The sequence below is a fragment of the Methylobacterium gregans genome (genome assembly GCF_022179245.1).
GTDB lineage: Bacteria > Pseudomonadota > Alphaproteobacteria > Rhizobiales > Beijerinckiaceae > Methylobacterium > Methylobacterium gregans.
Genome location: NZ_BPQM01000002.1, coordinates 50,848 through 77,205 on the forward strand (window position 1 = coordinate 50,848; position 26,358 = coordinate 77,205).

Annotated in this window: 21 protein-coding genes; 14 read left to right on the forward strand and 7 right to left on the reverse strand. The window is 71.5% G+C overall.

Annotated features, from left to right (window positions below; genetic code table 11):
* The first annotated feature begins 65 nt into the window (after positions 1-65).
* The 4 genes from MFF54_RS00330 to MFF54_RS00345 all read left to right on the forward strand — a co-directional run bounded on the left by MFF54_RS00330 (position 66) and on the right by MFF54_RS00345 (position 8,624).
* The gene (locus MFF54_RS00330) at positions 66-3,191 is read left to right on the forward strand and encodes an MdtB/MuxB family multidrug efflux RND transporter permease subunit (RefSeq protein ID WP_238300385.1); all 3,126 of its coding nucleotides are present in this window, start codon (positions 66-68) and stop codon (positions 3,189-3,191) included.
* On the forward strand, positions 3,188-3,784 hold the full coding sequence (locus MFF54_RS00335) for an endonuclease domain-containing protein (RefSeq protein WP_238300387.1): 597 nt from the start codon (positions 3,188-3,190) through the stop codon (positions 3,782-3,784). Before MFF54_RS00330 ends, MFF54_RS00335 begins: the two co-directional genes overlap by 4 nt.
* Complete coding sequence (locus tag MFF54_RS00340) at positions 3,781-7,095, forward strand: efflux RND transporter permease subunit (protein WP_238300389.1); 3,315 nt, start codon at positions 3,781-3,783, stop codon at positions 7,093-7,095. Before MFF54_RS00335 ends, MFF54_RS00340 begins: the two co-directional genes overlap by 4 nt.
* A 68-nt stretch (positions 7,096-7,163) precedes the next feature.
* Positions 7,164-8,624 carry an efflux transporter outer membrane subunit gene (locus MFF54_RS00345; RefSeq protein ID WP_238300391.1) on the forward strand — a complete coding sequence of 487 codons (1,461 nt, stop codon included), beginning with the start codon at positions 7,164-7,166 and terminating at the stop codon, positions 8,622-8,624.
* A 22-nt stretch (positions 8,625-8,646) separates the two neighbouring features.
* Here the strand turns inward: MFF54_RS00345 and MFF54_RS00350 are convergent, their stop codons facing one another.
* Entirely contained in the window at positions 8,647-10,323 is a 1,677-nt protein-coding gene (locus MFF54_RS00350) for a methyl-accepting chemotaxis protein (protein WP_238300393.1), read from the reverse strand.
* A gap of 72 nt (positions 10,324-10,395) precedes the next feature.
* Positions 10,396-11,409, reverse strand: a complete 1,014-nt coding sequence (locus MFF54_RS00355; RefSeq protein ID WP_238300395.1) for a cytochrome-c peroxidase — start codon at positions 11,407-11,409, stop codon at positions 10,396-10,398.
* 285 nt (positions 11,410-11,694) lie between these two features.
* On the opposite strand from MFF54_RS00355, the gene zwf reads away from it, so the two are divergent.
* Positions 11,695-13,227 (forward strand): glucose-6-phosphate dehydrogenase, encoded by a 1,533-nt coding sequence (gene zwf / locus MFF54_RS00360; RefSeq protein WP_238300397.1) that lies wholly within the window; start codon positions 11,695-11,697, stop codon positions 13,225-13,227.
* 64 nt (positions 13,228-13,291) lie between these two features.
* Here zwf and MFF54_RS00365 read toward each other — a convergent pair whose 3' ends face one another.
* Both MFF54_RS00365 and MFF54_RS00370 read right to left on the reverse strand, forming a co-directional pair.
* Positions 13,292-14,053 (reverse strand): restriction endonuclease, encoded by a 762-nt coding sequence (locus MFF54_RS00365; RefSeq protein WP_238300399.1) that lies wholly within the window; start codon positions 14,051-14,053, stop codon positions 13,292-13,294.
* Positions 14,054-14,210: 157 nt separating this feature from the next.
* Positions 14,211-14,645 (reverse strand): Ros/MucR family transcriptional regulator, encoded by a 435-nt coding sequence (locus MFF54_RS00370; protein WP_238300400.1) that lies wholly within the window; start codon positions 14,643-14,645, stop codon positions 14,211-14,213.
* A gap of 387 nt (positions 14,646-15,032) precedes the next feature.
* Here MFF54_RS00370 and MFF54_RS00375 point away from each other — a divergent pair, with 387 nt between their 5' ends.
* The 3 genes from MFF54_RS00375 to MFF54_RS00385 all read left to right on the forward strand — a co-directional run bounded on the left by MFF54_RS00375 (position 15,033) and on the right by MFF54_RS00385 (position 20,612).
* Positions 15,033-17,732 carry a bifunctional acetate--CoA ligase family protein/GNAT family N-acetyltransferase gene (locus MFF54_RS00375; RefSeq protein WP_238300403.1) on the forward strand — a complete coding sequence of 900 codons (2,700 nt, stop codon included), beginning with the start codon at positions 15,033-15,035 and terminating at the stop codon, positions 17,730-17,732.
* 725 nt (positions 17,733-18,457) lie between these two features.
* On the forward strand, positions 18,458-19,390 hold the full coding sequence (locus MFF54_RS00380) for a hypothetical protein (RefSeq protein ID WP_238300404.1): 933 nt from the start codon (positions 18,458-18,460) through the stop codon (positions 19,388-19,390).
* 55 nt (positions 19,391-19,445) lie between these two features.
* The gene (locus MFF54_RS00385; protein ID WP_370880158.1) at positions 19,446-20,612 is read left to right on the forward strand and encodes a TAXI family TRAP transporter solute-binding subunit; all 1,167 of its coding nucleotides are present in this window, start codon (positions 19,446-19,448) and stop codon (positions 20,610-20,612) included.
* Between the two features lie 476 nt (positions 20,613-21,088).
* Here MFF54_RS00385 and MFF54_RS00390 read toward each other — a convergent pair whose 3' ends face one another.
* The 3 genes from MFF54_RS00390 to MFF54_RS00400 all read right to left on the reverse strand — a co-directional run bounded on the left by MFF54_RS00390 (position 21,089) and on the right by MFF54_RS00400 (position 23,043).
* A complete protein-coding gene (locus MFF54_RS00390; protein ID WP_238300406.1) occupies positions 21,089-21,937 on the reverse strand; it encodes a glycosyltransferase family 2 protein in 849 nt (282 codons plus the stop codon).
* A 17-nt stretch (positions 21,938-21,954) separates the two neighbouring features.
* A complete protein-coding gene (locus MFF54_RS00395; protein ID WP_238300408.1) occupies positions 21,955-22,686 on the reverse strand; it encodes a PIG-L deacetylase family protein in 732 nt (243 codons plus the stop codon).
* Positions 22,687-22,770: 84 nt separating this feature from the next.
* Entirely contained in the window at positions 22,771-23,043 is a 273-nt protein-coding gene (locus MFF54_RS00400) for a helix-turn-helix domain-containing protein (RefSeq protein ID WP_238300564.1), read from the reverse strand.
* Positions 23,044-23,428: 385 nt separating this feature from the next.
* On the opposite strand from MFF54_RS00400, the gene MFF54_RS00405 reads away from it, so the two are divergent.
* From MFF54_RS00405 to MFF54_RS00430, 6 genes are all read left to right on the forward strand, one after another.
* Entirely contained in the window at positions 23,429-23,935 is a 507-nt protein-coding gene (locus MFF54_RS00405; protein WP_238300410.1) for an META domain-containing protein, read from the forward strand.
* A 102-nt stretch (positions 23,936-24,037) separates the two neighbouring features.
* Complete coding sequence (locus MFF54_RS00410) at positions 24,038-24,217, forward strand: hypothetical protein (protein WP_238300411.1); 180 nt, start codon at positions 24,038-24,040, stop codon at positions 24,215-24,217.
* Between the two features lie 230 nt (positions 24,218-24,447).
* Positions 24,448-25,431: a cysteine synthase A gene (gene cysK / locus MFF54_RS00415; RefSeq protein WP_238300413.1), complete on the forward strand. Its 984-nt coding sequence runs from the start codon at positions 24,448-24,450 to the stop codon at positions 25,429-25,431.
* A 104-nt stretch (positions 25,432-25,535) separates the two neighbouring features.
* Complete coding sequence (locus MFF54_RS00420) at positions 25,536-25,862, forward strand: hypothetical protein (RefSeq protein ID WP_238300415.1); 327 nt, start codon at positions 25,536-25,538, stop codon at positions 25,860-25,862.
* Positions 25,862-26,167 (forward strand): hypothetical protein, encoded by a 306-nt coding sequence (locus MFF54_RS00425; protein WP_238300417.1) that lies wholly within the window; start codon positions 25,862-25,864, stop codon positions 26,165-26,167. The genes MFF54_RS00420 and MFF54_RS00425 overlap by 1 nt, the downstream gene beginning before the upstream one ends.
* Positions 26,164-26,316: a hypothetical protein gene (locus MFF54_RS00430; protein ID WP_238300419.1), complete on the forward strand. Its 153-nt coding sequence runs from the start codon at positions 26,164-26,166 to the stop codon at positions 26,314-26,316. The genes MFF54_RS00425 and MFF54_RS00430 overlap by 4 nt, the downstream gene beginning before the upstream one ends.
* Positions 26,317-26,358: the final 42 nt, after the last annotated feature.

Genomic DNA, 26,358 nt, shown 5'->3' on the forward strand with positions numbered 1-26,358 from the left:
CCTGCTTCGCAGGGTACCCTCCCCCGCAGCGGGGGGAGGGAGAGCTTCGGCGGGGGAGCCCTGCCATGAACCCCTCCCGCCTCTTCATCCTGCGGCCGGTCGCCACCACGCTCCTGATGCTGGCGATCCTGATCGTCGGCGGGGTGTCCTACCTGAACCTGCCGGTCTCGGCCCTGCCGTCCGTCGATTACCCGACGATCCAGGTCCAGACCTTCTATCCGGGCGCGAGCCCCGAGGTGATGACCTCGGCGGTGACCGCGCCGCTGGAGCGGCAGTTCGGGCAGCTCGCCAACCTCAACCAGATGACCTCGCAATCGTCGGCGGGCGCCTCGGTCATTACGCTCCAGTTCAGCCTGGATCTGCCCCTCGACATCGCCGAGCAGCAGGTCCAGGCGGCGATCAACGCGGCCGGCAACCTCCTGCCCTCCGACCTGCCGGCGCCGCCGATCTACGCCAAGGTGAACCCGGCCGACGCGCCGGTGCTGACGCTCGCCCTCACCTCCAAGACCCTGCCGCTGATCCAGGTGCGCGATCTCGCCGAGACGCGCCTCGCCCAGAAGATCAGCCAGGTGGCGGGCGTCGGCCTGGTGAGCATCTCGGGCGGCCAGCGCCCGGCCGTGCGGGTGCGCTTCAATTCCCGCGCGCTCGCCGCCTACGGGCTCAACATCGACGACCTGCGCACCACCATCACCAACCTCAACGTCAACACGCCGAAGGGCAACATCGACGGGCCGACCCAGTCCTACGCGATCAACGCCAACGACCAGATCCGCGACCCGGCGACCTACCGGGACGCGATCATCGCCTACCGCAACGGCGCGCCGGTGCGGCTCTCGGACGTGGCCGAGGTGGTCGACGCGCCCGAGAACACCAAGCTCGGCGCCTGGGCCGACGAGACCCCGGCCGTCATCCTGAACATCCAGCGCCAGCCCGGCGCCAACGTCATCGCGACCGTCGACAAGATCAAGGCGCTCCTGCCCCAGCTCCAGGGCTCGATGCCCGCGGCGGTGCAGATCAGCCTGCTCACCGACCGCACCACCACGATCCGCGCCTCCGTGCACGACGTGCAGTTCGAGCTCGGGCTCGCCATCGCGCTCGTGGTGATGGTGATCTTCCTCTTCCTGCGCTCGCTCTCCGCGACGCTGATCCCGAGCCTGTCGGTGCCGCTCTCGCTGATCGGCGCGCTCCCGGTGATGGACCTCTACGGCTTCTCCCTCGACAACCTCTCGCTGATGGCGCTCACCATCGCGACGGGCTTCGTCGTGGACGACGCCATCGTGGTGATCGAGAACATCGCCCGCCACGTCGAGGAGGGCGAGTCGCCGCTGCAAGCGGCCCTGAAGGGCTCGCGCGAGATTGGTTTCACCATCATCTCGCTCACCGTGTCTCTGATCGCGGTGCTGATCCCACTCCTGTTCATGGGCGACGTGGTCGGGCGCCTGTTCCACGAGTTCGCCATCACGCTGGCGGCCACCATCGTGATCTCGGCGGTGGTCTCGCTGACGCTGGTGCCGATGCTCTGCGCGCGGCTGCTCAAGCACGAGCCGGAGCCGCGGGCGCACCGGCGCGAGGGCCGGCTCGCCCACCTCGGCCGGCAGGCCACGGAGGGCACGATCGCGGCCTACGGCCGGGCTTTGCGCGTGGTGCTGGCCCACCAGGGCCTGACGCTCGTCGTTACCCTCGGCACGGTGGCGCTGACGGCCTACCTGTTCGTGGTCATCCCGAAGGGCTTCTTCCCCGTGCAGGACACGGGCGTGATCCAGGGCGTGAGCCAGGCCGACCAGTCCGTCTCCTACGGCGCGATGGCCGAGCGCCAGCAGGCCCTGGCACGGGTGATCCTGCAGGACCCGGACGTGCAGAGCCTGACCTCGTTCATTGGGGTCGACGGCTCGAACGTCACGCTCAATTCCGGCCGCTTCCTGATCAACCTGAAGCCCCGGGAAGAGCGCACGGCCGGCGCCTCCGAGATCATCCGGCGCATCAACCGGGCGAGCGCCGAGATCGGCGGCGTGCGCCTGTTCCTGCAGCCGGTGCAGGACCTGACCATCGACACCGCGGTCTCGGCCACGCAGTACCAGGTGATCCTGGAGAGCCCGAAACTGGAGGAGTTCGAGACCTGGGTGCCGCGCTTCACCGAGGCGCTGGCGCGCTCGCCCGTGGTGGCGGACGTGGCCAACGACTACCAGGGCCAGGGCTTGGCAGCCTACATCACCATCGACCGGCCGACCGCCGGCCGCTACGGCATCACGCCGGCCACCATCGACAACGCCCTCTACGACGCCTTCGGCCAGCGCATCATCTCGACGATCTTCACCCAGTCGAACCAGTACCGGGTGATCCTCGAGGCCGATCCGGCGCTGCACCGGACGCTGGAGAGCCTCGACACGATCTACCTGCCCTCCTCGACCGCGACGAACGGGCAGGTGCCGCTCTCGGCGGTGGCGCGGGTCTCGGAGCGGCGGGCGCCGCTCCTGATCTCGCATCTCGGCCAGTTCCCGGCCACCACCGTGTCGTTCAACCTCGCGCCCGGCGCCGCACTGGGGCAGGCGATCGCGGCGATCGACCGGGCCAAGGCCGAGATCGGCCTGCCGGCCTCCTTCCGGGTGGTGCCGCAGGGCTCGGTCTTCGCCTTCGAGGCGGCGCTCGGCAACGAGCTGTTCCTGGTCATGGCCGCGATCGTGACCGTCTACATCGTGCTGGGCGTGCTCTACGAGAGCTTCATCCACCCGATCACGATCCTGTCCACGCTGCCCTCGGCCGGCATCGGGGCGCTGCTCGGCCTGATGCTGTTCGGGCTCTCCCTCGACATCATCGCGATCATCGGCATCGTGCTGCTCATCGGCATCGTGAAGAAGAACGCGATCATGATGATCGACTTCGCGCTCCAGGCCGAGCGCGAGGACGGGATGGACCCGCGCGAGGCCATCTACCAGGCCTGCCTGCTGCGCTTCCGCCCGATCCTGATGACGACGCTCGCCGCCCTCTTCGCGGCCCTGCCGATGATCTTCGGCACGGGCGTCGGTTCCGAGCTGCGCCAGCCGCTCGGCATCTGCATCGCGGGCGGCCTGATCGTCAGCCAGGTGCTGACGCTGTTCACGACGCCCGTGATCTACCTCGCCTTCGACCGCCTGGAGCGCCGCGTCACGGGGCGGCGGGGGCCGGATCTCGGCGCGAGCGAGGCGCTGCCGTGATTCGGCGCCACATCCCCGCGGATCCCCCTCCCCCCTCTGCGGGGGAGGGTACCCTGCGAAGCAGGGGGGGAGAGGGGACCCCAGCTTCCGGCACGAGCGCCGACCGTGATGCAGGGCAGCCCGCCAAGCCCACCCCGCACCTGCGCGCCTTCGCCCGTGAGCAGCGCCAGCTTCGCACCAAGGCCGAGGACGCGTTCTGGCAGCAGGTGCGCGGCGGACGCTTCCGCGGGCTGAAGTTCCGGCGGCAGGTTCCGCTTCCGCCCTACATCGCCGATTTCCTCTGCGCCTCCGCCCGCCTGATCGTCGAACTCGACGGAGCGCCACATGGAGCGGCCGAGCGCCGCGACCGCGATGCCGCGCGCGATGCTTGGCTCCGCGCCCAGGATTTTGAGATCCTGCGCTTCCCGAACGATCTCGTGCTCGGCAATCTCAGTCTCGTCCTCGATGCGGTCGGGGCGGCCGTTGCGGCGCGGCAGGGTCGCGATCTGTCCGGCAGCGTCGCTCCCCTCTCCCGACCCGGCCTGACGGCCGGCCCACCCTCCCCCGCAGAGGGGGGAGGGAAGGCGCGCGGCGCGGGGAGCTCCCTCCCGTGAACATCTCCGAGCCCTTCATCCGGCGCCCGGTGGCCACCACGCTGCTCACCATCGGCGTGCTGCTCGCCGGCATCTTCGCCTTCCTGAAGCTGCCGGTGGCGCCGCTGCCGCAGGTGGATTTCCCCGTCATCCTCGTCCAGGCGCAGATGGCGGGCGCCTCCCCCGAGACCATGGCCACCACGGTCGCCGCGCCGCTCGAGCGCCGGCTCGGCGCCATCGCCGACGTCAACGAGATGACGTCCACGAGCTCCCTCGGCACGGTGCGCATCGTCCTGCTGTTCGGCCTCAACCGCGACATCGACGGGGCCGCCCGCGACGTGCAGGCGGCGATCAACGCCGCGCGCGCCGACCTGCCCACGGCCCTTCGCACTAACCCGACCTACCGCAAGTTCAACCCCGCCGAATCGCCGATCATCATTCTCGGCATGACCTCGGACACGCTGACGCCGGGCCAGCTCTACGATTCCGCCGCGACGGTCGTGCAGCAGAAGCTCTCGCAGCTGCCGGGCGTCGGCAACGTCGATATCGGCGGCTCCTCGCTCCCGGCCGTGCGCGTCGAGCTCGATCCGACCGCTTTGTTCAACTACGGCATCGGCCTGGAGGGCATCCGGGCGGCGCTGGCGTCGGCGAACGCCAACTCGCCGAAGGGCGACATCGACGTCGGGGACCGCCGCTACCAGCTCTACGCCAACGACCAGGGCCGCAAGGCCGAGGATTACCGCGACATCGTGGTGGCCTACCGCAACGGGGCGGCGGTGCGCCTCACCGATGTCGGCAAGATCCGGGACGGGGTCGAGGACCGGCGCAATCTCGGCCTCGTCAACGGCCGACAGGGCGTGATCCTGTTCGTCTACAAGCAGCCGGGCTCGAACGTCGTCGAGACGATCAACGGCGTGAAGGAGGCCCTGCCGCAGATCGCGGCGGCGCTGCCCGGGGGCATCGAGATCAAGCTCACGGGCGACCGCAGCGCCACCATCCGGGCGACGCTCGCGGCCACCGAGGAGACCCTGCTGATCGCCGTCGCCCTGGTGATCCTGGTGGTCTACGCCTTCCTGCGCTCGGCCCGCGCAACGCTGATCCCGGCGGTCGCGGTGCCGATCTCGATCGTCGGCACCTTCTCGGCGATGTACCTGCTGGGCTTCTCGCTCAACATCCTGTCGCTGATGGCGCTCATCATCGGCACCGGCTTCGTGGTGGACGACGCCATCGTCGTCCTGGAGAACATCCAGCGCCACATCGAGATGGGCAAGTCCCGCGTCGAGGCGGCGCTCGCGGGCGCGCGCGAGGTCGGCTTCACGGTGGTCTCGATGAGCCTGTCGCTCGTCGCCGTGTTCCTGCCGATCCTGCTGATGGGCGGCCTCGTCGGGCGCATCTTCCTCGAATTCTCGCTCACCCTGTCGCTCGCGATCCTGATCTCGCTGGTGCTCTCGCTCACCACCACGCCGATGATGTGCGCCCGGCTGCTCCGGCCCGAGCGGCACGCGGCACGCCCGAACATCGTGCTGCGGGCGCTGGAGGGCGGCTTCGAGGCGATGCTGCGGGCCTACGCGCGCAGCCTCGAGGTGGCCCTGCGCCATCCCCGCCTCGTGCTGCTCTCGCTGCTGGCGACGGTGGGCCTCAACGTCTACCTCTACGTCATCGTGCCGAAGGGCTTCTTCCCCGAGCAGGATACGGGGCAGATGATGGGCGGCATCCAGGCCGACCAGCGCATCTCGTTCCAGTCCATGGAGAAGAAGATGCGCGAGGCCGCGGCAATCGTGCAGGCGGACCCGGCGGTGGACAGCGTCGTCGCCTTCACGGGCGGGCGCGGCACGAACTCGGCCAACGCCTTCATCGGCCTGAAGCCCCGCGCCGAGCGCGACCCGATCGCGACCGTGATGAACCGGCTGCGCCCGAAGCTCGCGCGCGTGGCGGGCGCCAGGCTCTACGTCTTCCCGCGCCAGGACCTGCAGATGGGCGGGCGCCAGAGCTTCGCCCAGTACCAGTACAGCCTCCAGGGGGACACGGCCGAGGAGCTCTACGCGGCGGCCCCCAAGCTCGTCGCGATGCTGCAGAAGGACCCGACCTTCTCCGACGTCACCTCCGACCAGCAGGAGGGCGGCCTGGAGAGCCGTATCGTCATCGACCGGGCCACGGCCTTCCGGTACGGCATCACGCCCGACAAGATCGACAACACCCTCTACGACGCCTTCGGCCAGCGGCAGGTCTCGACGATCTACAACCCGCTGAACCAGTACCACGTCGTGATGGAGATCGACCCGCGCTACCTGGAGACGCCGCAGAGCCTGAAGCAGATTTTCGTCTCGACCTCGGGCGGCAAGGCGCGGGGCTCGGCCACCACCAACGCGGTCGCCGGCACGGTGGCGGCGGGCGGGACCGCCAACGTCAACGCGACGACCACCGGCGCCGCGACGACGACCGACACCGCCTCGGCCATCGCGGCCGATTCCGCCCGCAACGCGGCGGCCAACGCCATCGCGGCCTCGAAGGGCGGCGCCTCCTCGGCCGCGCCCGTCTCCTCCGCCAAGGAGACCATGATCCCGCTCTCGGCGTTTGCCCGCTTCGAGACCGGCAACGCCCCCGTGCAGGTAAGCCACCAGGGCCTGTTCGTGGCGACCACGATCTCGTTCAACCTGGCGCCGGGCAAGAGCCTGTCGGACGCGACCGCGGCGATCGAGCGGGCGATGGCGGAGCTGCGCCTGCCGGCCACCATCCACGGCTCGTACTCGGGCGCGGCCAAGAACTACCAGTCCTCGGCCTCGCGCCAGCCGTTGCTGATCCTGGCCGCGATCCTGGCCGTCTACGCGGTGCTGGGCATCCTGTACGAGAGTTTCGTGCACCCGCTCACCATCCTCTCGACGCTGCCCTCGGCCGGCATCGGCGCGGTGCTGGCGCTCCTCGTCACCGGCACCGAGTTCTCGATCGTGGCGCTCATCGCGGTGTTCCTGCTCATCGGCATCGTGAAGAAGAACGCGATCATGATGGTCGACTTCGCCCTCGACGCCGAGCGCACCCGCGGGCTCGCGCCCGCGGAGGCGATCACCGAGGCCTGCCTCTTGCGCTTCCGCCCGATCATGATGACAACCTTGGCCGCACTCCTCGGGGCGGCGCCGCTGATCGTCGGCGGCGGCGAGGGCGCGGAGCTGCGCCAGCCCCTCGGCATCGCCATCGTGGGCGGCCTGATCGTGAGCCAGATCCTGACCCTCTACACCACCCCCGTCGTCTACCTCGCCCTCGACCGGCTCCGGCACCGGGTGAACGCCCGGCGCCGCCGGCGGGGCGGACCCGCGGTGCTGCAGGCGGGGGAGTGAGCGTGTCGGAGGCTGCGAAGAGGCCTGCGCGCAGCGCGGGCCAGTGGCGATTGCTTGCGGCGGGCTTCATGCTTCTCGCCCTCACCGGCTGCGTCGTCGGCCCGGACTATTCGCGCCCCTCGGTCGAGACCCCGCTCGCCTTCAAGCAGGGCGGCGCCCGCGAGGACAGCGTGGCGCAGGTCGCCGCGAAGAAGAACTGGCGCGCCGCCGCCCCCAACGACCACGCCGAGCGCGGCGACTGGTGGCGCGTGTTCAACGATCCGGCGCTCGACCGGCTGATCCGGCTCGTGGACGTCGACAACCAGACGCTCCGCCAGTCGGTCGCCGCCTACCGGCAGGCCCGCGCCATCGTCGAGCAGGCGCGCGCGGCGCTCTACCCGACCGTCGTCGGCGCGCCCTCCATCACCCGCCAGCGCATCGCCGGCACGGAGCGCACCAGCGTCGCGCTGCTCGGCCAGGCGAGCTGGGAGCTCGACCTGTTCGGCGGCATCCGGCGCAATCTCGAGAGCCAGACGGCTCTGGCCCAGGCCGACGCCGCGCAGCTCGCCCTGACCCGGCTGGCGATCCAGGCGGAGGTCGCGGCGAACTACTTCTCTCTGCGCTACGCCGACTCGCTGCAGAAGCTGCTCAACGAGAACGTCGAGAACTTCAAGCGCACGCTCCAGATCACCGAGAACCAGTACAACGCGGGCGTCGCCGCCCGCTCCGACGTGATCACCGCCCAGACCCAGGTCCAGACCACGCAGGCCTCCGCGGTCGCGGTCGGCCTCACCCGGGCGACCTTCGAGCACGCCATCGCGACGCTGATCGGGCGCCCGCCCTCCGAGCTCACGCTGCCGGTCAACCTCCTGCCGAACCGCCCGCCCGCGGTGCCGGTCGGCATCCCGTCCGACCTCTTGGAGCGCCGCCCGGACGTCGCCCAGGCCGAGCGCCTCGTGCAGTCGCAGAGCGAGCAGATCGGCGTGGCGGTCGCGGCCTTCTACCCGACCGTGACGCTCTCGGCCTCGGGCGGCATCTCGGGGGCGACCCGCAACGGGCTCCTGTCGGCCACCAACCAGGTCTGGTCGGTGGCGGCCGCCGGCACCGAGGTGCTGTTCGACGGCGGCGCCCGCTCGGCCGCGCTTCAGGCGACGCGGGCGGGCTACGAGGCGGCCGTCGCCAACTACCGGCAGGTGGTGCTCGCGGCCTTCGCGGAGGTCGAGAACGGGCTCGCGGGGGTGCGCATCCTCGCCCGCCAGCAGGCGGCGCAGGACGAGGCCGTCACCTCGGCCCGCCGCGCCGTCGAGATCACGCTGAACGAGTACCGGGCCGGCACCCAGAACTTCACCACGGTCGTGACCGCCCAGAACCTGCAGCTCACGAACGAGGTCGCCGCGCTCCAGATCCGGCTCAACCGCTTCACCACGGCGATCACCCTGATCCGCGCGCTCGGCGGCGGCTGGGACGCGCGCGCCCTGCCGAGCGACGCCGAGCTGAAGGGTGCGCGCCTGCCGATCGACCTCAGCCCGGCGGTGCGGGTCGAGGAGTGATCCGCGACCCGCGCGGCGCCCCTCAGGCCGCGCGCACGCTCACCAGGAAGGCCGCGACCTCGTCCTTCAGCTGCTCGGACTGGTGCGCGAGGCCGGCGGCGGCGGCGAGGACCTGATCCGCGGCGAGTCCGGTCTGCCCGGCCGCCTGGGCGACCCCCGTGATGTGGCCCGAGACCTGCCGCGTGCCGGACGCCGCCTCGGCGACGTTGCGCACGATCGCCTGCGTGGCCGCGCCCTGCTCCGCGACCGCCGCGGCGATCGCGACGGCCACCGCGCTGATCTCCCCGATCCGGCCCGTGATGCCCCCGATGGCGCCGACCGCCTCGCCGGTCGCCCCCTGGATGCGCGCGATCTGGGCGGTGATCTGCTCGGTGACGCGCGCGGTCTGGTTGGCGAGTTCCTTCACCTCGGCGGCCACCACCGCGAAGCCGCGCCCCGCCTCGCCGGCCCGCGCCGCCTCGATCGTGGCGTTGAGCGCCAGCAGGTTGGTCTGGCCCGCGATCTGGGTGATGAGCGCCACCATGTCGCCGATCTGGGCGGCGGCCCCGTTGAGCGCCTGGACCACCTCGGCGGTCCGCCCGGCCTCGGCGGCCGCGGTCTGGGCGAGGCCCGCCGAGCCCTGGACCTGCCGGCCGATCTGCTCGACCGAGGCGCCGAGCTGCGCGGCGGCGGCCGCCACGGTGTCGACGTTGGCCGCGGCCTCGCCCGCGGCGCGGTTCATGCGGCCGGACTTGTCCGCCGTCTCCTGGGCGTTCGTGCTCATGCCCTCGGCCGTCGCCTGGAGCTGCCCGGCCGAGGCGCCGACGAGGCCGACGATGCCGCCGACCCGCCGCTCGAAGCTGTCGGCGAGGCCGTTCACCATCGCGCGGCGCTCGGCCGCGGCGCCCGCCTGGGCCGTCTCGGCCTCCATGGCGCGACTGCGCAGGATGGTGTCCCGGAACACCCGCACGGCGGCGATCATCGCGCCGATCTCGTCGCGCCGGCCCTCGGCCAGCACCACGCCGGTATCGCCCTCGGCGAGCCGCGTGGTCGCGGCCGTCAGATCGACGATGGGCCGGGACAGGCTGCGGGCGAGCCACCACGCCGTGCCCGAACCGACCAGGACCACGACGCCCGCGAGGCCGAGGATCGTCCAGATCTGTCCGCCCGCCGCCGCCTCGGTCGCGCGGATCTGCGCCCGCGCATCCGCGCCCGCCAGGGCGACCGCCTCGTCGAAGTGCTGGCGCAGGCGCTCGCTGTGCCGGGCCATCCGCTCGAGCGTCGGCACCTCCCGGGCCGGGCTCAGGCCGAGCAGCACCTCGGCGTCGGCGCGCCACTGCCGCGCCTCCGCGTCCGCCGCCTGCGCCACGGCGCCCATCCGCTCGGACAGGGCCGCGGCGCGCAGCTCGCCCAAGAGCCCGCCGAGGGCGTCGGCGGCCGTCCGGAACTCGGCGGTGACGGGTGCCATGTCGAGCAGGTCCGTCATCGCGGTCACCCGGGCCACCACCGCGTCGGCGCGGCGGAAGCGGTCGCGGGCGGCCTGGCTCGCCTCGTTCGCCGCCACCGTGCGCTCGGCGAGCGCCGAGAGGTCCGCGGAGACCTTCAGGCCCACGAGGCCGGTGATCGCCGCCATCAATCCCGCCAGCAGCAGAAAGCCGAGGAGCGGCAGCAGGATCTGGTACCGGATCGACAGGGATCCGTTCGCGGGAAATCTCGGCATGGCGGACCTCGCTCCGCCGGCCCCAGAGCCGTGCGGTCGGACGGGAGGAAGAGGCTTCAGTTCGGCAAATTTTCAGTTCGGCAGGTTCGGCAGCGCGGTGCGGGTCTGCTCGGCCGTGAGCGAGCGCAGGAAGGCCAGCAGGTCGGCCCGCTCCTCGCCGGTCAGACTGATCGGCTTCATCAGCGGCGATTTCGAGGGGCGCGCCAGGCCGCCGGTCTCGTAGAACGCGACGATCGCCTCGAGGTCGGGGAACTGGCCGGCATGGCCGAAGGGCGCGCGGTAGGTCAGGTTGCGCAGGCCCGGCGTCTTGAAGGCGTGCTTGGCCAGGGGATTGTCGGGCTCGAAGGCGGCGCGGCCGATGTCGCGGGTCGGGATGCCGAGATCGTGGAACTTGTTGTCGGTGAAGTTCCAGCCGCTGTGGCAGCTGGCGCAGGCCGCCTTGCCGGTGAACAGCGCGAAGCCGCGCTGCGCGGCCGGGGAGATCGCCGTCGCGTCCCCCTCGATCCAGCGGTCGAAGGGGGCCCAGCCCGAGACGATCGTGCGCTCGTAGGTGGCGATCGCCGTCAGGATGTTGGCCTGCGTGACGCCGTCCCGCGGGAACAGCCGGCCGAACCAGGCGGCGTATTCGGGCGTGGCCTTGAGGCGGGCGACGATCTCGGGGAACTTGCCGTCCATCTCGGCATCGGCGGTGATCGGCCCCGCCGCCTGCGTCTCGAGGTCGGGGGCGCGGCCGTCCCAGAACAGCACCGGCGTCCAGGCCGCGTTGAGCACGGTCGGCGCCTTGCGCGGCAGCGGCTTGTTGGTCGCCCCGATCGCGCCGGGCACCGGCACCTCGAAGCCGAAGGAGGGGTTGTGGCAGCTCGCGCAGCTGAGGTTCTGCTTGCCGCTCAGGCGGGGGTCGAAGAACAGCATCTTGCCGAGCGTCGCCATCTGGGGCGCGTAGGGCGCCGACTCGGGGAACGGGATCGCGCTCGGGCGCCTGTACGGCTCCTTGAGCGTGTCCGAGATCTGAGCCTCCGCCCGCGCCGTCCCGAGGCAGACGAGCAGGGCGCAGCAGGAAGACAATAGAGCGCGGCGAAACCACATTTTCTTGACCCCCGTATAGGGACATCACTTACTTTTGATTGATTGAGCAATGATTAAACCCGTTATATCGCATAAATTGTTCTGCATCATATCCCGCAACTTTCGATAGAGATTGGGCGAGGGCCACGCGCAGCACCCGGGGGCGGGCAGGCGTCCTGACGGGAAGGGTCCCTGACCCGGCCAGGCGCGCGTATCGGCGACCCGGAACACCCGCACCCCCACCTTGTTGACGGTGCAGTTTTGCAGTGCGGTCCCCTGCCCGGCCGCGCGTGCGGGAGCCCGACCATGCCCGAACCCGAGAACGAGGCCGAACTGAAGGACGATGCCGCCTGCGGCGTCGCACCGGCACCACCCTGCACCCTGGTGATCTTCGGCGCGATGGGCGACCTGACCAAGCGCCTGCTGATGCCCTCGCTCTACAATCTCGCGGGCGGCGGCCTGCTCGACCAGGACTTCAGCATCCTCGGCGTCGACCACAACGACAACACCGACGCGGGCCTGCGCAGCGCGCTCTCCGAGGCGCTGGAGGATTTTGCCAAGGACCCAGATTCGGAGTTCCACGCCGACCGCATCGACCCGGAGAGCTGGGGCTTCGTGCGCGAGCGCATCCACTTCCTGAAAGGCGACTTCGAGGATCCGGCCCTGTTCGCGGCGCTCGGCGAGCGGCTGCAGGACAACGTGGTGTTCTACCTCGCGGTCGCCGCGCGCTTCTTCGGCAGCGTGGTGGAGGGCTTGGGCAAGGCCGGCCTGCTACGCCAGACGGACGGCGCCTTCCGCCGGGTGGTGATCGAGAAGCCCTTCGGCCAGGATCTCGACTCCGCGAAGGCCCTCAACGCCCGCATCCTGAAATGCGCCGACGAGAGCCAGTTCTACCGGATCGACCACTTCCTCGGAAAGGAGACGGTGCAGTCGATCATGGCGATGCGCTTCGCCAACGGCATGCTGGAGCCGATCTGGCGGCGCGAATACGTCGACAGCGTGCAAATCACCGCCGCCGAGACGGTGGGCGTCGAGGAGCGGGGCGGCTTCTACGAGCCCACCGGGGCGCTGCGCGACATGGTGCCGAACCACCTGTTCCAGCTGCTCTGCATGGTGGCGATGGAGCCGCCGAACTCCTTCGACGCGGAGGCGGTGCGCAACGAGAAGGCGAAGCTCGCCGAGGCCGTGAAGCCGATCCCGCCGACGGATGCGGTGCGCGGCCAGTACACGGCCGGGCGGCTCGACGGGCACGATCTCCCGGCCTACCGCGACGAGCACAACGTGGCGCGCGATTCCGTGACCGAGACCTACGTCGCGCTGAAGCTGGAGATCGACAATTGGCGCTGGGCCGGGGTGCCGTTCTACCTGCGCACCGGCAAGCGCATGGCGAGCCGGCGCACCGAGATCGCGGTGCTGTTCAAGCCCGCGCCCTTCCGGCTGTTCGAGGGCCACGGCATCGACCCGCTGACGCCGAACGTGATGCGCATCACCATCGACCCGCAGCACGGCGCGGCGACCGAGCTCAACGTGAAGGTGCCGGGCCCGAAGATGCGCATCGGCCGGGTGCGCACCAGCTTCCGCTACGCCGACTTCTTCAAGAACCAGCCGAATGTCGGCTACGAGACGCTGCTCTACGACTGCATGACCGGCGACGCGACCCTGTTCCAGCGCGCCGACAACATCGAGGCGGGCTGGGCGGCGGTCGATCCGCTGCTGAAGGGCTGGCCGCAGGCCGACGTCGCCTTCTACCCCGTCGGCAGCGACGGGCCCGAGGAGGCGGACGCGCTGCTGGCCCGCGACGGGCGCCACTGGCTCGGGCTCGACGGCGAGACGGATTGAGGTTCCGGGATCCCGAAGGGACGAGTCCCTTCGGCGGGGTGCCGGGGCGGCGCCCCGGCCGACCTCACGCCTCCGCCAGCAGATCTTCTTCCGCCAGCGTCCCGAGCGCGTCGTGGTGCAGCAGCGCGACGCCCGTGGCGGCGGCGAGCTTGCGGGCGGCGGGCGTGAAGCCCGCGTTCGAGACCACCGCGGCGGCCTGCGCCTCCCAGTAGCGGCGAGCGGCGGCGGCCTCCTGCACCGCGGCGTTGCCGACGGGCTTGCCGTAGCGCTTGCACTGCACGACGAGGCGGGTGCGCCCGCGCGTCGCCACGATGTCGGCGCCCTGGTCGCCGCTCGCGGGCGTCGGGTGGGCGCGCCAGCCCGCCGCCTTCAGCCGCCCCAGGCAGAAAAGCTCGTAGCCGATCCCGTCCTCGGGCGGGCCGTCCTCCTCGGGGACGTCGGCGGCCTCGGCCACCGCCTCGACGATCGCCAGCGCCTCGGCCCGGCGCGTGGCGACATAGTCGGGAAAGCGCGCCTCCAGCTGAGGCATGACCGTGCGGTCGAGGAAGTAGTCGCACTCGCGCAGCCAGCCGTCGCGGATCTCGTTGCCGTAGGCGTCCACGAAGCATTCCTGGCGGCGGCGCAGCGCCAGGGTCTCGGCGTGCCGGCGCGCGATCCGGCGCACCCGGGAGCGGAAGCGGCCGGGCCGGCCGAGATGGCGCAGCACGACGAGGCCCAGCCCGGCCACGGTCGCGGCCAGAGCGGGCGGGCCGTAGACGAGGCCGAGGCCGAGGCCCGCCACGCTCGTCCAGAACAGGCGGGCGACGAGGCTGGGCTGGCCGGGCATGAACCCTCACGGGAGAGCGGGCGGGAGAACGGGTAGGAGAGCAGGCAAGACCGCGGCGGACCGCGCGACCGGACGGTCTTCGCAGCCGGGGCTTGCCCGATCTCTAACGGCCGCGGGCCCAGTGCCGCGGATGCCCCCGATCCCTGTGGATCGCGCGCTAGGCCCCGCTGCCGCCCCGGCCCTTGCGGCGCTGCTGGCCGAGCCCCATAGCGCGGGCGAGGTCCGAGCGGGCGGCGGCGTAGTTCGGCGCCACCATGGGATAGTCGGGCGACAGGTTCCAGCGCTCCCGATACTGCTCCGGGGTGAGGTTGTAGCGCGCGCGCAGGTGGCGCTTCAGGGATTTGAACTTCTTTCCGTCCTCGAGACAGATCAGGTATTCGGGCCGGATCGAACGGTTGACCGGCACGGCCGGGACGAGGGCCGGCGCGGTCCCGGCCTCCGACCCGCGGGCAAGCTGACTCAGGGTTGCGTGGACCGTGCCGATCAGGGCCGTCAGCTCGGCCGGCGCGACCGCGTTTCTGCTGATAAAGGCCGAGACGATCTCTGTTGTCAGAACGACGTAATCCGGCTCCAAGCCGGTCTCGGTACGCATTCCCGGGCTCTCCCCCCTCGAAGACAACACGTGGCCCGCCACGCGGCGGCGGGCCGCCCTGAAACAGGCGCTACATTCAAGGTTGTCCCACGCGGGGTACTATGGTTTCGGCTCTATTAAAGCAACCATGAAAAGCGGGAGGCGCTCTAAAGAGGCCTCGACTGTTGCAGGAACAACAGGATCCGGCCGCGGACGCGCCCGGCACCGGCAACCGCGGGCGACCGGGCACAGGTGCATCCGGGGCGGCGATGGGCTAAGCATCCTGCGCCGGAGCGGTCACAGGTCCGGCGAGAGAAACGACGTAAAAACAAGGCCTAAGCCGCGTTGCCTCCGCAGCTCGGCCTGGCACGGGAAGCGGGCTCCGGCCCGCGGACGGGAGCGGCCGCCTTGAGCACCTATCGGTTCGACGCGTTGCTGAACCCGCGCACCGTCGCCCTGGTGGGTGCGGGCGAGCGCGAGGGCTCGCTCGGGCGGGCCGTGCTGGAGAACCTGCGGGCGGCGGGCTTCCCGGGCCGCGTCCTTCCGGTCAACCCGAGCCACGCGAGCGTGGCGGGCTACCCCTGCGTCGCCCAGGTCTCGGACCTCGCCGAGACGCCCGACCTCGTGGTGATCGCCGCGCCCCCCGCCGCCGTGCCGGAGATCGTGGCGGATGCGGGCCGGATCGGGGCTCGTGCGGCCGCGATCCTGACCGCGCATCTCGGCACAGGCCCGGACGACCCGGGCCCGCGCGCGCGGCGACTCGCCCGCGCCCACGGGCTGCGCCTGCTCGGGCCCGACAGCGCCGGGCTGGTGGTGCCCTCGGCCCGCCTCAACGTCAGCCTGTTCGCCCACATGCCGCAGGCGGGGGACCTCGCGCTGGTCTCGACCTCCGGCACCGTGGCGGCGGCGATCGTCGCCTGGGCGAGCCGGCACGGGATCGGGCTCTCGGCGGCTTTGGCGCTCGGCAGCGCCTGCGACGTGGACGTCGCCGACTGCCTCGACCATTTCGCGGGCGATTACCGCACCCGGGCGATCCTGCTCTGCCTCGACCAGATCGACAACGCCCGCCGCTTCATGTCGGCCGCCCGCGCGGCGGCGCGCTCGAAGCCCGTGGTCGTGCTCCGCAGCGGGCGCCACCTGCCCGACCGCACGGCCGCCGGCGGCCACGCGCCCGAGACCCATACGGGCGCGCTCGCCAAGCCCGACGCCGTCTACGCCGCCGCCTTCCGGCGGGCGGGGCTGCTCGCCGTGCAGGATCTCGACGAGATGTTCTCGGCGGTCGAGACGCTGGGGCGCCAGCGGCCCTTCCCGGGCCGGCGGCTCGCCATCCTGACGAACGGGCGGGGCGTCGGCCAGCTCGCCGCCGACAGGCTGGCCGAGCGCGGCGGCACGCTCGCCGCGGTGACGCCGGCGGCCGGGTTCAGGGCCGAGAACCCGATCGATCTCGGCATCGACGCCGACGGGCCGGCCTTCGCGGCGGCGCTGACGCCGCTGCTGGCCGACCGGGAGAACGATGCGGTGCTGGCGATCCACGTGCCGACCGCCCGCTCGAACGCCGCCGCGGTGGCCGAGGCGGTGGCCGGGACGGTGCGGACGGCGCGCGCCGGCACGACGCGGAAGAAGCCGGTCTTCGCGGTCTCGCTGGGCGCGGACGAGGCGGAGGGCGCGGCGCTCTCGGCCGCCGGCATCCCGCGCTTCTCGACGGATTCCGAGGCGATCGAGGGCTTCCTCCACCTCGTGCGCTACCGCGAGGCGCAGGACGACCTGATGCGCACGCCGGACTCGCTGCCGCGCGACTTCCACGCGGACACCCAGGCCGCCCGCGGTATCGTCGCCAGGGCGCTGCGCCAGGGCGCGACCTGGCTCGACCCGATCTCGGTGATGGAGCTCTTGGAGGCCTACGACATCGCCTCGGTGCCCCTGACGCTCGCCCCCGACATCGACGCGGCGGCCGCCGCCGCCTGGCCGGTGATCGCCGCCGGCGGCGCGGTGGCGCTGAAGGTCGTCTCGCCCGACGTGGTGCACAAATCCGATATCGGCGGCGTGCATCTCGACCTCGTGAGCGAGGCCGACGTGCGGGGCGCGGCGCGGGCGATCCTGGCCCGGGCGCGCCGCGAGCGGCCGGAGGCGCGCATCACGGGCTTCGCCGTGCAGCCGATGGTGCGGCGGGGGCGCCGCCGCGAGCTGATCGCGGGGCTCGCCGAGGACCCGACCTTCGGGCCCGTGGTGGTGTTCGGGCGCGGCGGCACCGCGGTCGAGGTGATCGACGACCGGGCGCTCGGCCTGCCGCCCCTCGATCTGGGGCTTGCCGAGGACCTGATCTCGCGCACCCGCGTGGCGCGCCGCCTCGAGGCCTACCGCGACGTGCCGGCCGCAGACACGCGCGCCATCGCGCTGACGCTCGTCAAGCTCTCGCAGCTCGCCGCCGACCTGCCGCAGGTGCGCGAGCTCGACATCAACCCGCTCCTGGCCGACGAGACCGGCGTCGTGGCCCTCGACGCGCGGGTGCGGATCGGGCGCGGCTACCCTGATCGCCGGGTCGGGCGCGGCCATCCGCGCTTCGCCATCCGCCCCTACCCGACCGCCTGGATGCGGACGATGTCGCTGAAAGGCCGCGCCATCCACGTGCGCCCAGTCCGGCCCGAGGACGAGCCGCTGTTCCGCGCCTTCTTCGCCACGATCGATCCGGAGGACGTGCGCCTGCGCTTCTTCGCGCCGGTGCGCGAGTTCAGCCACGCCTTCCTGGCTCGGCTGACGCAGCTCGACTACGCCCGCGCCATCGCGTTCGTGGCACTCGATGAATCGGCCACCGACGAGGGCCGCCGGATGCTCGGCGCGGTGCGGCTCCACGCCGACGCCAACGGCGAGAGCGGCGAGTTCGCCATCCTGGTCCGGACGGAGGCCCGCGGCACGGGTCTGGCCTACGCGCTGATGCGGCTGATGATCGACTGGGCGCGCTCGGAGGGCATCGCCTGCGTGGAGGGCTCGGTGCTTGCCGAGAACCGCCCGATGCTCGCGGTCTGCCGTCGCCTCGGCTTCGGCCAGCACCCGGACCCGGAGGATGCCGGGATGGTCAAGGTGAAGCTGCCGCTGGCGCAGGGGGGATGAACGCGATCTCCCTCCTCTGGCAGAGGCAGGGCGACCGCGCATGGCGCCTCCCGCTTCCGCACCGTCATCCCGGGGCCGCCAAGGCTTCCTTGGTCGCGGAGCCCGGGATCGATGAACACCCGAGCGGCAAGTCCTGATACTGCGGTGTTCTTGGATTGCACGCTCCGCACGCCCCTGCAGGTCCGTGCTCGCTCGGCGAGCGCCCCGGAACGACGGCGGAGAGGATCAGACCGCCAGATGCCATCATCCTGCCCGTGCGGCAGTGGGTCGGGGGCGCCAGGGTCCAAACGCCATCAGCTTGGCCGTGCGAAGGGATGTTCGAGGTGAGTCGCGGGCATTGAGCTCCGCGACGGCAGCAGGCCGTCGGATGGTCGATCACAGGATCGCGCAACATCAATGGCTTGTTGCACATGTTAATGAAAATATCGAATCCGTGCGAAACAAAGACTGTCGTTAACGAGCAAGGCGCTGTGCCGTACGACGAAAATTGACGTTGTGGTCCGCGGTGTCTGCGCGCCGGAGCGATGCACCTCAAAGCCGGGCCGGACGCCGCGGTGCGGTCGACCGCTGGAGAGGTCTCGATGTCGATCGTGATGTCCATCGTTCCGCATCGCTGGGATGCGCGCAGGATCCGCCTACCGATCGCTCTGATTGCCTTTCATGCCTGTGCGGGGAGCGTCCCGGGGGTACGCGCCCAGACTCCCGCGCCCGTCCGGGTGGACGAGGTGAGGCCGGGAGCTGCCGACCTAGCCGAGCCGCGCGTCTTCGCAAGGGACGTGGCCGGCGAGCAGGGCGCGGCCATTCCCCTTCTCGTCGAGGTGCACCACCGCGCTGGTCGGCCCCACGGGAGCACCTACATCCTGGGCTTACCAAAGGGCGCGCGACTCAGCGATGCGGCCCATATGGTCACCGCCACCGAGGAGCGATCCCTTGTAGAGGTGACGGACTGGAACCTCGCCGAACTCACCGTCACGCTGCAGCCAGAACAGACCGGCGCTTTCACGCTGGCGGTCGCGGCCCTTTCGCTCACGGAATCGGGGCGCCCGCTGCCAATCGCGCGATCGGTCTTCACGCTACGGGTCCAGCCGAGACCGGCGCGCGCCGTGCCGGAGCCCTCGCCTGGACCCTCTGCCGACATCCGACCCGCGGTGGCGAGCGCCGAGGCGCCCAACCTCGCACCGGCCGCGCGCCACCAGGCGGCGATCGCCCTGCCGGAGCCACAGCCCCTCCGGCCGCTCCAGCGGCAGGCGCACGAGACCGGGTCTCCCGCTCCGGTGCGGGAGGCCATCGCCGGTAGTCCCGCCGTCGCACCCGCCGGCGCAGCCGAGCGCGCGCCAACCCCTGGCGGACCACTCTCGGCGGCCCCACAGGCGGCAAGCCCGTCCGCACCACCCCAGAGCGCGGCTCTGCTGGCACGGGCGGAGCGGCTCATCCGATCGGGCGACATCAGCGGCGCCCGACTCGTGCTCGAACATCTGGTCGAGCGGGGCGACGCGCGCGCGACCTTCCTCCTCGCCCAGACCTGCGATCCGCGAATGCTTCGCGCTTGGCGGGTCCACGGCCTGCGACCCGATCCAGAGCGCGCAAGCGCGCTCTACGCCCGTGCGGCCGAGGCCGGACTTCGCGATCCGAAGAGCGTCGCCGAGTCGGCGCGCTGAGCCATCAAGTCGAGGGAGCAGGGCGATGGGGACGAGGGGCATGGGGATGAGGAGCATGAGGGCAGTCCAATCCTGCGCGATGGCCTGGATCGGGGCTTGTGTGATGAGCTTCGGCCTGCTCCTGGCTGGAGAGCAGGCCGGGCAGGCGCGAGAAGCCGCTGCGCAGAAGCGGTCCGCAGCCCAGGACTCGGCGACCGAGGCAACGCTCAGCGAGACGCTGAACGCCAACACAGTCTCGATCGTCACCGGGACGCCGGGTGGGACCTACTTCCGCACCGGTGCCGATCTCGCCTTCGTCCTCGACGACGGCGACAAGCTCCGCATCCTGCCCATTCTGGGCCGTGGGGCAGGAGCCAACGCCTACGACCTCCGCTTCTTGAAAGGGGTCGATCTCGGCTTCGTGCGCACCGACACCCTCGATCAGCTACGCCAGGACAAGCGCCTCAAGGAGATCGAGAAGCGGATCCACTACGTCGCCAAGCTCTTCAACGACGAGCTCCACGTGATCGCCCCGAAGGAGATCAGTGCGATCAGTGATCTCGCGGGCAAGCGCGTCAGTTTCGACGTGAAGGGCAGCGGCACGGATTACAGCGGCCGCGCCATGTTCCGCGAGCTCGGCCTCGCGGTAGAGGCTGTCAATGTGGACCAGCCGACGGCTCTCGAGATGCTCCGCCGCGGCGAGCTTGAGGCGGTCGTCTCAGTGGCTGCCAGACCCGTCGGGATCATCGCGGGCTTCGAGCCGGCCGGCAGGTTCCACCTCGTAACGGTGCCCTATAGTGACCGGATCGGCGAGGCCTACGTGCCCGCCACGCTGACCGGTGCCGACTATCCGAAACTCGTTGACGGCTCCAAACCCGTCGAGACGCTCGCGGTCGGCACGATCCTTGGCGTCTACAATCATCCGAAGAGCTCGGAGCGGTACAGGAAGCTGGAGCGCTTCACGACCGCCTTCTTCGATCGGTTCGAGCGGTTCCTGGCGCCCCAGCACCACCCGAAATGGCGGGAGGTGAACCTCGCGGCCTCCGTCCCGGGCTGGACCCGCTTCCAGCCGGCGCAGGACTGGCTCGACAGCCACCGTGAGGACACGCCATCCCAGACAGAGGTCGAGCGGTTCCTCAGCGAGCAGCCGCAGGGCGCCGCCGCCGACAAGGAGGAAGTCTACCAGGCCTATCTGCGCTGGCGCCGCGCCCAGCGTCCCGAATACGGGATGGTGCGCCGCTAGCACGGGTTACAATTCCGCTGCGTCCGGGAGCGGCCCTAAGCCCTTGCCGTAAGGCACACACGCGTCGAACCGGCCCGCCTCACGTCGCGGACGATGACATAGCGACCATGGCGGTCGCATGCATGAGCGGTACGATCCTGACCCTCGCCAACCGTTCCCCGCACAGCCGTCGACTCGGCGGTGCGCTCTGCTTCAGTAATCAGCCTGAAAGCGGACCTTCCCAGGGTCCGCAACGGGTCGATTGTTGAACAACCCCCAGGCGGCACGCCAAGCGTCGCTCAGCAGACGTCGCCGGAGAATGCTTGCCGCTCGTCGTTGAAGCGATGCCGCGATTACAACGTATCTTGAGCGATACAGTAACAGGACTTTCTCCGGTAGGCGCGGCTCCCGGTGCAACTTCGGGCCAGTCCCGAGTTGTTCAACGAGATCGGTCGCAAGCAGCCCCTCGCACAGTTGAACGGATCGGGCTCCGGACCCTAGAACGGCCGCGAATCCGGCAGGCGCGCCGCCGCGATCTCCTCAGGGCTTGGCAGGCGGCGCAGGACCAGCGTCTCGCTCCGGTCCGCCTCGACCAGCCCCAGCCCCGCGAAGGCGTCGAGCCAGCCGTCCATCGGCCAGAAGCCGTGGCGGGCGTGGAAGCGGTTGGCGTTGCGCACGATGTCGGCGACGTGCTGCACCGGCGGGTCGTAGGCCGGGTGGTGCTGGTGCCAGGCGCGGCCCTCGGCGGCGAACAGCACCGGCACCCCGGCCTCCGCCGCCCGGAAGGCCAGATCGGTGTCCTCGGCACCGTAGCCGTCGAAGCCCTCGTCGAAGCCGCCGAGTCGGTCGTAGGTCGCGGCCCGCACCGCGAAGGCCAGCGACCAGAACAGGCCGGGCTGCGGCGCCGGCACGATACCGGTCTCGGGAAAGCTGCGCACCGGGTGGAGTTGCCCCGCCGCGTCGAGATCCGCCGCCCGCCAGCCATCCCGCACGGCGCCCGCCGGCAGGTAGGAGACCGCGCAGCAGATCAGCGCGTCGTGCGCGGCCGCGCGGGCCCCGAGGCCGGCGACGAGGTCGGCCGAGGGAATGCAGTCCACGTCGAGGAAGATCAGGATCTCGGCGGATGCCGCCCGCCGCCCTGCGTTGCGGGCAGCGGCGAGCGGCAGGCCGTCGCCGTCGAGCATGATCCGCCGCAGCGGGAAGCCGTGATCGGGCAGGGGCGCGTCGTCGCCGCCCATCTCGACCACCACGCACTCGGCCGGGTGGTCGCCGCGCCCGAGCCCTTCGAGCAGGCGCACGAGGTGGGCCCGGCGGCCCTTGTTCAGGGTGATGACGCTGGTGCGCATGGGAACCCGCTCCGCCCTCAGACCACGACGAAGCGCTCGTGCGGGCCGCAGAGCCGCTCGATCATCTGCGGCTCCAGGCGAAAACCCTCGGGATCGTCGGAGATCAGGTCGGTCGTCTGCGAGGCGTGGGCGTTGACCGCCCGCACCTTGGCCGCCCGGTGCGCGGAGACGTCGAGGCGGTAGCCCCGCGGCTCGGGGCCCACCTCGGTCTCGGGCGCCAGGGTCCAGCCCCAGACCGGGTACTCGTAGAGGCGGGCCGTCCCGAGCCGGGGCCGGGCCAGCGCCACGATCGCCGCCGAGGCCTGGTGGTCGCAGTGGGGGTCGTGCCGCCAGGTCACGAAGACCGCGCCCGCCCCGCAGGCCCGGGCGGCCTCGGCCACCGCGTCAGCGGCGGCCTGGGCTGTCGGGCCGTCGCTCGGCACGTGCGCGTCGGGCAGGCGCAGGAAGGTCACGTCTTCCGGGCCCATGCCGAGCTGGGCCACGGCGCGCCGGGTCTCGTCCTCGCGCAAGGCGCGCAGGCGCTCCGGCGGGTAGAGCTTCGAGTGGGTGTGCGAGCCGCAACCGTCGCTGACCACGACGAGGCGGACGGGCCGGCCGAGCCGGCGCGCCTCCGCGATCAGGCCGCCGCAGCCGAGGCTCTCGTCGTCCGGATGCGGCGCCACCACCACGATCCCGCCCGCGCCCACCAGGGTGGCGAGATCCGCGACGGGGAGTCGATCGGCGGCGGAGAGGAAGTCGTCGACACGCATGGCGCACCCTCGGAGGCGAGATGCGCCGTCCTTAGGAGCGGCCAGATGAATGCGGCCTGAGGGGCCCGCGCGACGGGCCTGTCCCTAGCGGTCGTTCTCGGTGGTCAGGTCCTGCAGCCGCGTGCCCTCGCCCTGGCCCCTGGCGTCGAGGCGTACGCCCGGCGAGGGCAGGTCGGTGAAGACGGCCCCCGCGCTCGCGAGCGCGCTGCGCAGGGCCTCGATCTGCCCGGCCGGCGGGTCGCCGTAGCCCGCCTCGAAGTCGCGCACGAGCCGCTCGTCGAGGCCGACCTTGCGGGCGAGATCCGCCTCCGACCAGCCGAGCAGGCCGCGGGCCGCGCGCGACTGCTCGGGCGCCATCGGCCGATTCGTCGCCCCGCTCTGACCGCCCTCGTCCGATCCCGCCACGACCCGTCTCCCGCATCTCGCTCCTCGCACAACGCCGATGCGGCGCGGTTCGGTTCCGCGCCGGGCGGCGCAGCGCGCGGAAGCCGGGGACGGCGCCCCGCCCAGGCTCCGGCGCGCCTTGACCATAATTGTGCTGAAATTCTATCGGATTGGCGCTGGCGCACGTCCCGAATCCGAACCGGCCATCTGGCATCCGATCCACGGTGGCGTGCAGTGGGCCCGCGCGGCCCGCTTGGCGAGCCACGTGTTGGCGGACCACCTGGCGAAACCACGTGCGGCTCGGCCCGCAGACCGCTGATGCAGGCGGAGAGGCGGCCGAGCGAGAGGGGCGTGAACGATGAGAACGATCCGGACCGCCGCGCTGGCCTGCGCGGCTCTTGCCGCCGGCCTATCCGCCGTCGCGGTCCAGGCCCAGAGCCCGAACATCTCGGGCTTCGGCCGCGCCAACCGCACGCCGGGCGGCGAGGAGAAGAAGCCCCAGTACGTGCCGCCGACGAAGCAGACGGAGAAGATCTTTCCGCTCGACTCCACCTGGACGGCGGTGAGCATCAACGGCAAGCCCTTCGCGGGCGGCGACCGGCCGAGCTTCATCATCGACAAGCAGTACCGCGCCCGCGGCTACGGCGGCTGCAACACCTTCGCGGCCACCGCCTTCCCGCTGCGCGACCAGCACCTCGCGGTCGGCCCGCTCGCGCTGACCAAGAAGCCCTGCGACAAGGGGCTGGCCGCCACCGAGCAGGCCTTCTTCGTCGCCCTGCGCACCGCCGCCCAGTGGGACATGGTCGGCTCGCAGCTCGTGCTGAAGAGCCCGAACGGCGAGCTGCGCTTCGACCGGGCGCTTTAACGCTTCGCTGACCATGCGGCCGGCTCGTCCGGCCCGATTCAGCCCCCGTTGACCGCTGAGACCGCCTTCTCCCGCCCGTGATCCACGGGCGGAGTTGCGTGCATGGACAGGATCTCGGCCGGCAGGATCGGGTTCGGGAGCGAGGCCCCCCTGCGCGTCGGCGCGGCGCGCGATCCGCGCTTCGTCGCCCCCCGCAGCACGCATCCCGGCGCGCTCTGGCTCGCCGCCGCCGCCCCGCTCGCCGCGACGCTGCTGCTCCTCGCCGCGCGGATCTCCGGCTGAAGCACCGGCCGGCGCCGGAGAACGAAATTCCAGCCTCGATGGCGCGCACAGCAATACTCTTCCCCGCATCGCGAGATCTCGCCGCGCCGGGGAAAAGATTTGTCGAATCCTCAAGTTAGCCCGATTGCCCGGCGCGAGGCGACGCGATATCGCCTGCCTTCGCGGCGGGCGGCCCGGGGACGAGATCCGGCGCGCCCGCCTCCGAGACGGTTCGACAGAGGGAGATCGCAATGGCCGGCAGCGCAGAGACCACCGGGACACGACAGGTCGGGCACGGCCGGGTCTACGGCTCGATCACCGAGACGATCGGCAACACCCCGCTGGTGCGCCTGAACCGGCTGCCCCAGGCGCGGGGCGTCGAGGCCGAGATCCTGCTGAAGCTCGAGTTCTTCAACCCGATCTCCAGCGTGAAGGACCGCATCGGCGTCAACATGATCGACGCGCTCGAGGCCTCCGGTCAGCTCAAGCCCGGCGGCACGCTGGTCGAGCCGACCTCGGGCAACACCGGCATCGCGCTGGCCTTCGTGGCCGCCGCCCGCGGCTACCGCCTGATCCTGGTCATGCCCGAGACGATGTCGCTGGAGCGCCGCAAGATGCTGGCCTTCCTGGGCGCCGAGCTCGAGCTCACCCCCGGCCCGCAGGGCATGAAGGGCGCGATCGCCAAGGCCGAGGAACTGCTGAACACGATCCCCGGCGCGGTGATGCCGCAGCAGTTCCAGAACCCGGCCAACCCGGAGATCCACCGCAAGACCACCGCCGAGGAGATCTGGGCCGACACCAACGGCCAGCTCGACGCCTTCGTGGCGGGCGTGGGCACCGGCGGTACCGTGACGGGCGTCGGCGAGGTGCTGAAGCCGCGCCTGCCGAACCTGAAGGTCTTCGCGGTCGAGCCCGAGGATTCCCCGGTCATCTCCGGCGGCCAGCCCGGCCCCCACAAGATCCAGGGCATCGGCGCGGGCTTCATCCCGGGCAACCTGCACACCGACATCCTCGACGGCGTGCTCAAGGTCTCGAACCAGACCGCCTTCGAGACCGCGCGCGACCTTGCCAAGCTCGAGGGCATCCCGGGCGGCATCTCGACCGGCGGCAACGTCGCGGCCGCGCTGGAGCTGGCGAGCCGGCCCGAGTTCAAGGGCAAGCGCATCGTCACCGTCGCCTGCTCGTTCGCCGAGCGCTACATCTCCTCGGCGCTCTTCGAGGGCATCGGCCAGTAAGGATCGGCCAGGAGGCAAGCCCGCGTCCGCGGCGGCACCCTGCCGCGGACGCAACCTCGCTGCGCGGCGCCTGTTGTCCCGGCCAGAGACATGCAGGAGCCGCGATGACGGAAGCGAGCAGCGAGCGCCCGACGCTCAAGGAATTCGACGCCTACGCCGACCGAAACGGCCAGGACCTCGGTCAGGTCTCGCCCCGCGACGTCGGCGTGCCGGAGCGAACGCAGAACGACCTGAAGCGCGACCCGCAGGGGCAGGCCGAGACCGCCCGCATCGCCTCGGGCACGCCGGGCCAGGACGCCACCGACGCGACGGAGGCGGAGACGCCGGAGGCGAACCTCGACCGCCTGCGCGGCGCGGGACAGTCGGATGCCACCCAGGAGGCGATCGAGCGCGCGACCGCCGCGGTCGGCCAGGACGACGGGAAGCGCTGATGAGCCCGCGCGAGCCCGAGACCGTCACCCGCAAGCCCGACGACGCTGTCGGCACGCCCGGCACGCCCCCGGCGGGCGGCGGCCGCCAGACCCCGGATCAGGCCGCGATCACCGACATGGAGTCGGGCGGCCGCAGCGACGCCGAGCGCAACGCCGGCTGGGACGCGGGCGCCGCCGGCCAGTCCCCGCCGGCGCTCGGCGGCTCGTCCGGAGGCCATTCCGACCAGAAAGCCGCCCGCGGCCCCGATGCCGACCGCAAGGTCGCCGGGGGCCTGAGCAAGCCCGAGCGCGAGGAGGGTGCATGAGCGACGACGCCAAGAAGCCCGACGACAAGCCCGCCAACATCGCCCCGGACGCGGTGAAGGACCCGAACGAGAAGACGGAAGGCCACCCGGGCAAGGGCCCGCAGGGCGGTGGCACGCAGCGCGACGAGACGGATCCGGGCAGCAGCTGAGGTCTTCTTCAGGGCCCGGCTTTGCGCCCCAAAGGCTCCCGG

Coding starts and splice junctions, on each gene's coding strand:
- MFF54_RS00330 (WP_238300385.1), top strand. CDS start 66: ATGAACCCCTCCCGCCTCTTCATCCTGCGGCCGGTCGCCACCACGCTC.
- MFF54_RS00345 (WP_238300391.1), top strand. CDS start 7,164: ATGCTTCTCGCCCTCACCGGCTGCGTCGTCGGCCCGGACTATTCGCGC.
- MFF54_RS00350 (WP_238300393.1), bottom strand. CDS start 10,323: ATGCCGAGATTTCCCGCGAACGGATCCCTGTCGATCCGGTACCAGATC.
- MFF54_RS00355 (WP_238300395.1), bottom strand. CDS start 11,409: ATGTGGTTTCGCCGCGCTCTATTGTCTTCCTGCTGCGCCCTGCTCGTC.
- zwf (WP_238300397.1), top strand. CDS start 11,695: ATGCCCGAACCCGAGAACGAGGCCGAACTGAAGGACGATGCCGCCTGC.
- MFF54_RS00365 (WP_238300399.1), bottom strand. CDS start 14,053: ATGCCCGGCCAGCCCAGCCTCGTCGCCCGCCTGTTCTGGACGAGCGTG.
- MFF54_RS00370 (WP_238300400.1), bottom strand. CDS start 14,645: ATGCGTACCGAGACCGGCTTGGAGCCGGATTACGTCGTTCTGACAACA.
- MFF54_RS00385 (WP_370880158.1), top strand. CDS start 19,446: ATGAGGGCAGTCCAATCCTGCGCGATGGCCTGGATCGGGGCTTGTGTG.
- MFF54_RS00390 (WP_238300406.1), bottom strand. CDS start 21,937: ATGCGCACCAGCGTCATCACCCTGAACAAGGGCCGCCGGGCCCACCTC.
- MFF54_RS00395 (WP_238300408.1), bottom strand. CDS start 22,686: ATGCGTGTCGACGACTTCCTCTCCGCCGCCGATCGACTCCCCGTCGCG.
- MFF54_RS00400 (WP_238300564.1), bottom strand. CDS start 23,043: ATGGCGCCCGAGCAGTCGCGCGCGGCCCGCGGCCTGCTCGGCTGGTCG.
- MFF54_RS00405 (WP_238300410.1), top strand. CDS start 23,429: ATGAGAACGATCCGGACCGCCGCGCTGGCCTGCGCGGCTCTTGCCGCC.
- MFF54_RS00410 (WP_238300411.1), top strand. CDS start 24,038: ATGGACAGGATCTCGGCCGGCAGGATCGGGTTCGGGAGCGAGGCCCCC.
- cysK (WP_238300413.1), top strand. CDS start 24,448: ATGGCCGGCAGCGCAGAGACCACCGGGACACGACAGGTCGGGCACGGC.
- MFF54_RS00420 (WP_238300415.1), top strand. CDS start 25,536: ATGACGGAAGCGAGCAGCGAGCGCCCGACGCTCAAGGAATTCGACGCC.
- MFF54_RS00425 (WP_238300417.1), top strand. CDS start 25,862: ATGAGCCCGCGCGAGCCCGAGACCGTCACCCGCAAGCCCGACGACGCT.
- MFF54_RS00430 (WP_238300419.1), top strand. CDS start 26,164: ATGAGCGACGACGCCAAGAAGCCCGACGACAAGCCCGCCAACATCGCC.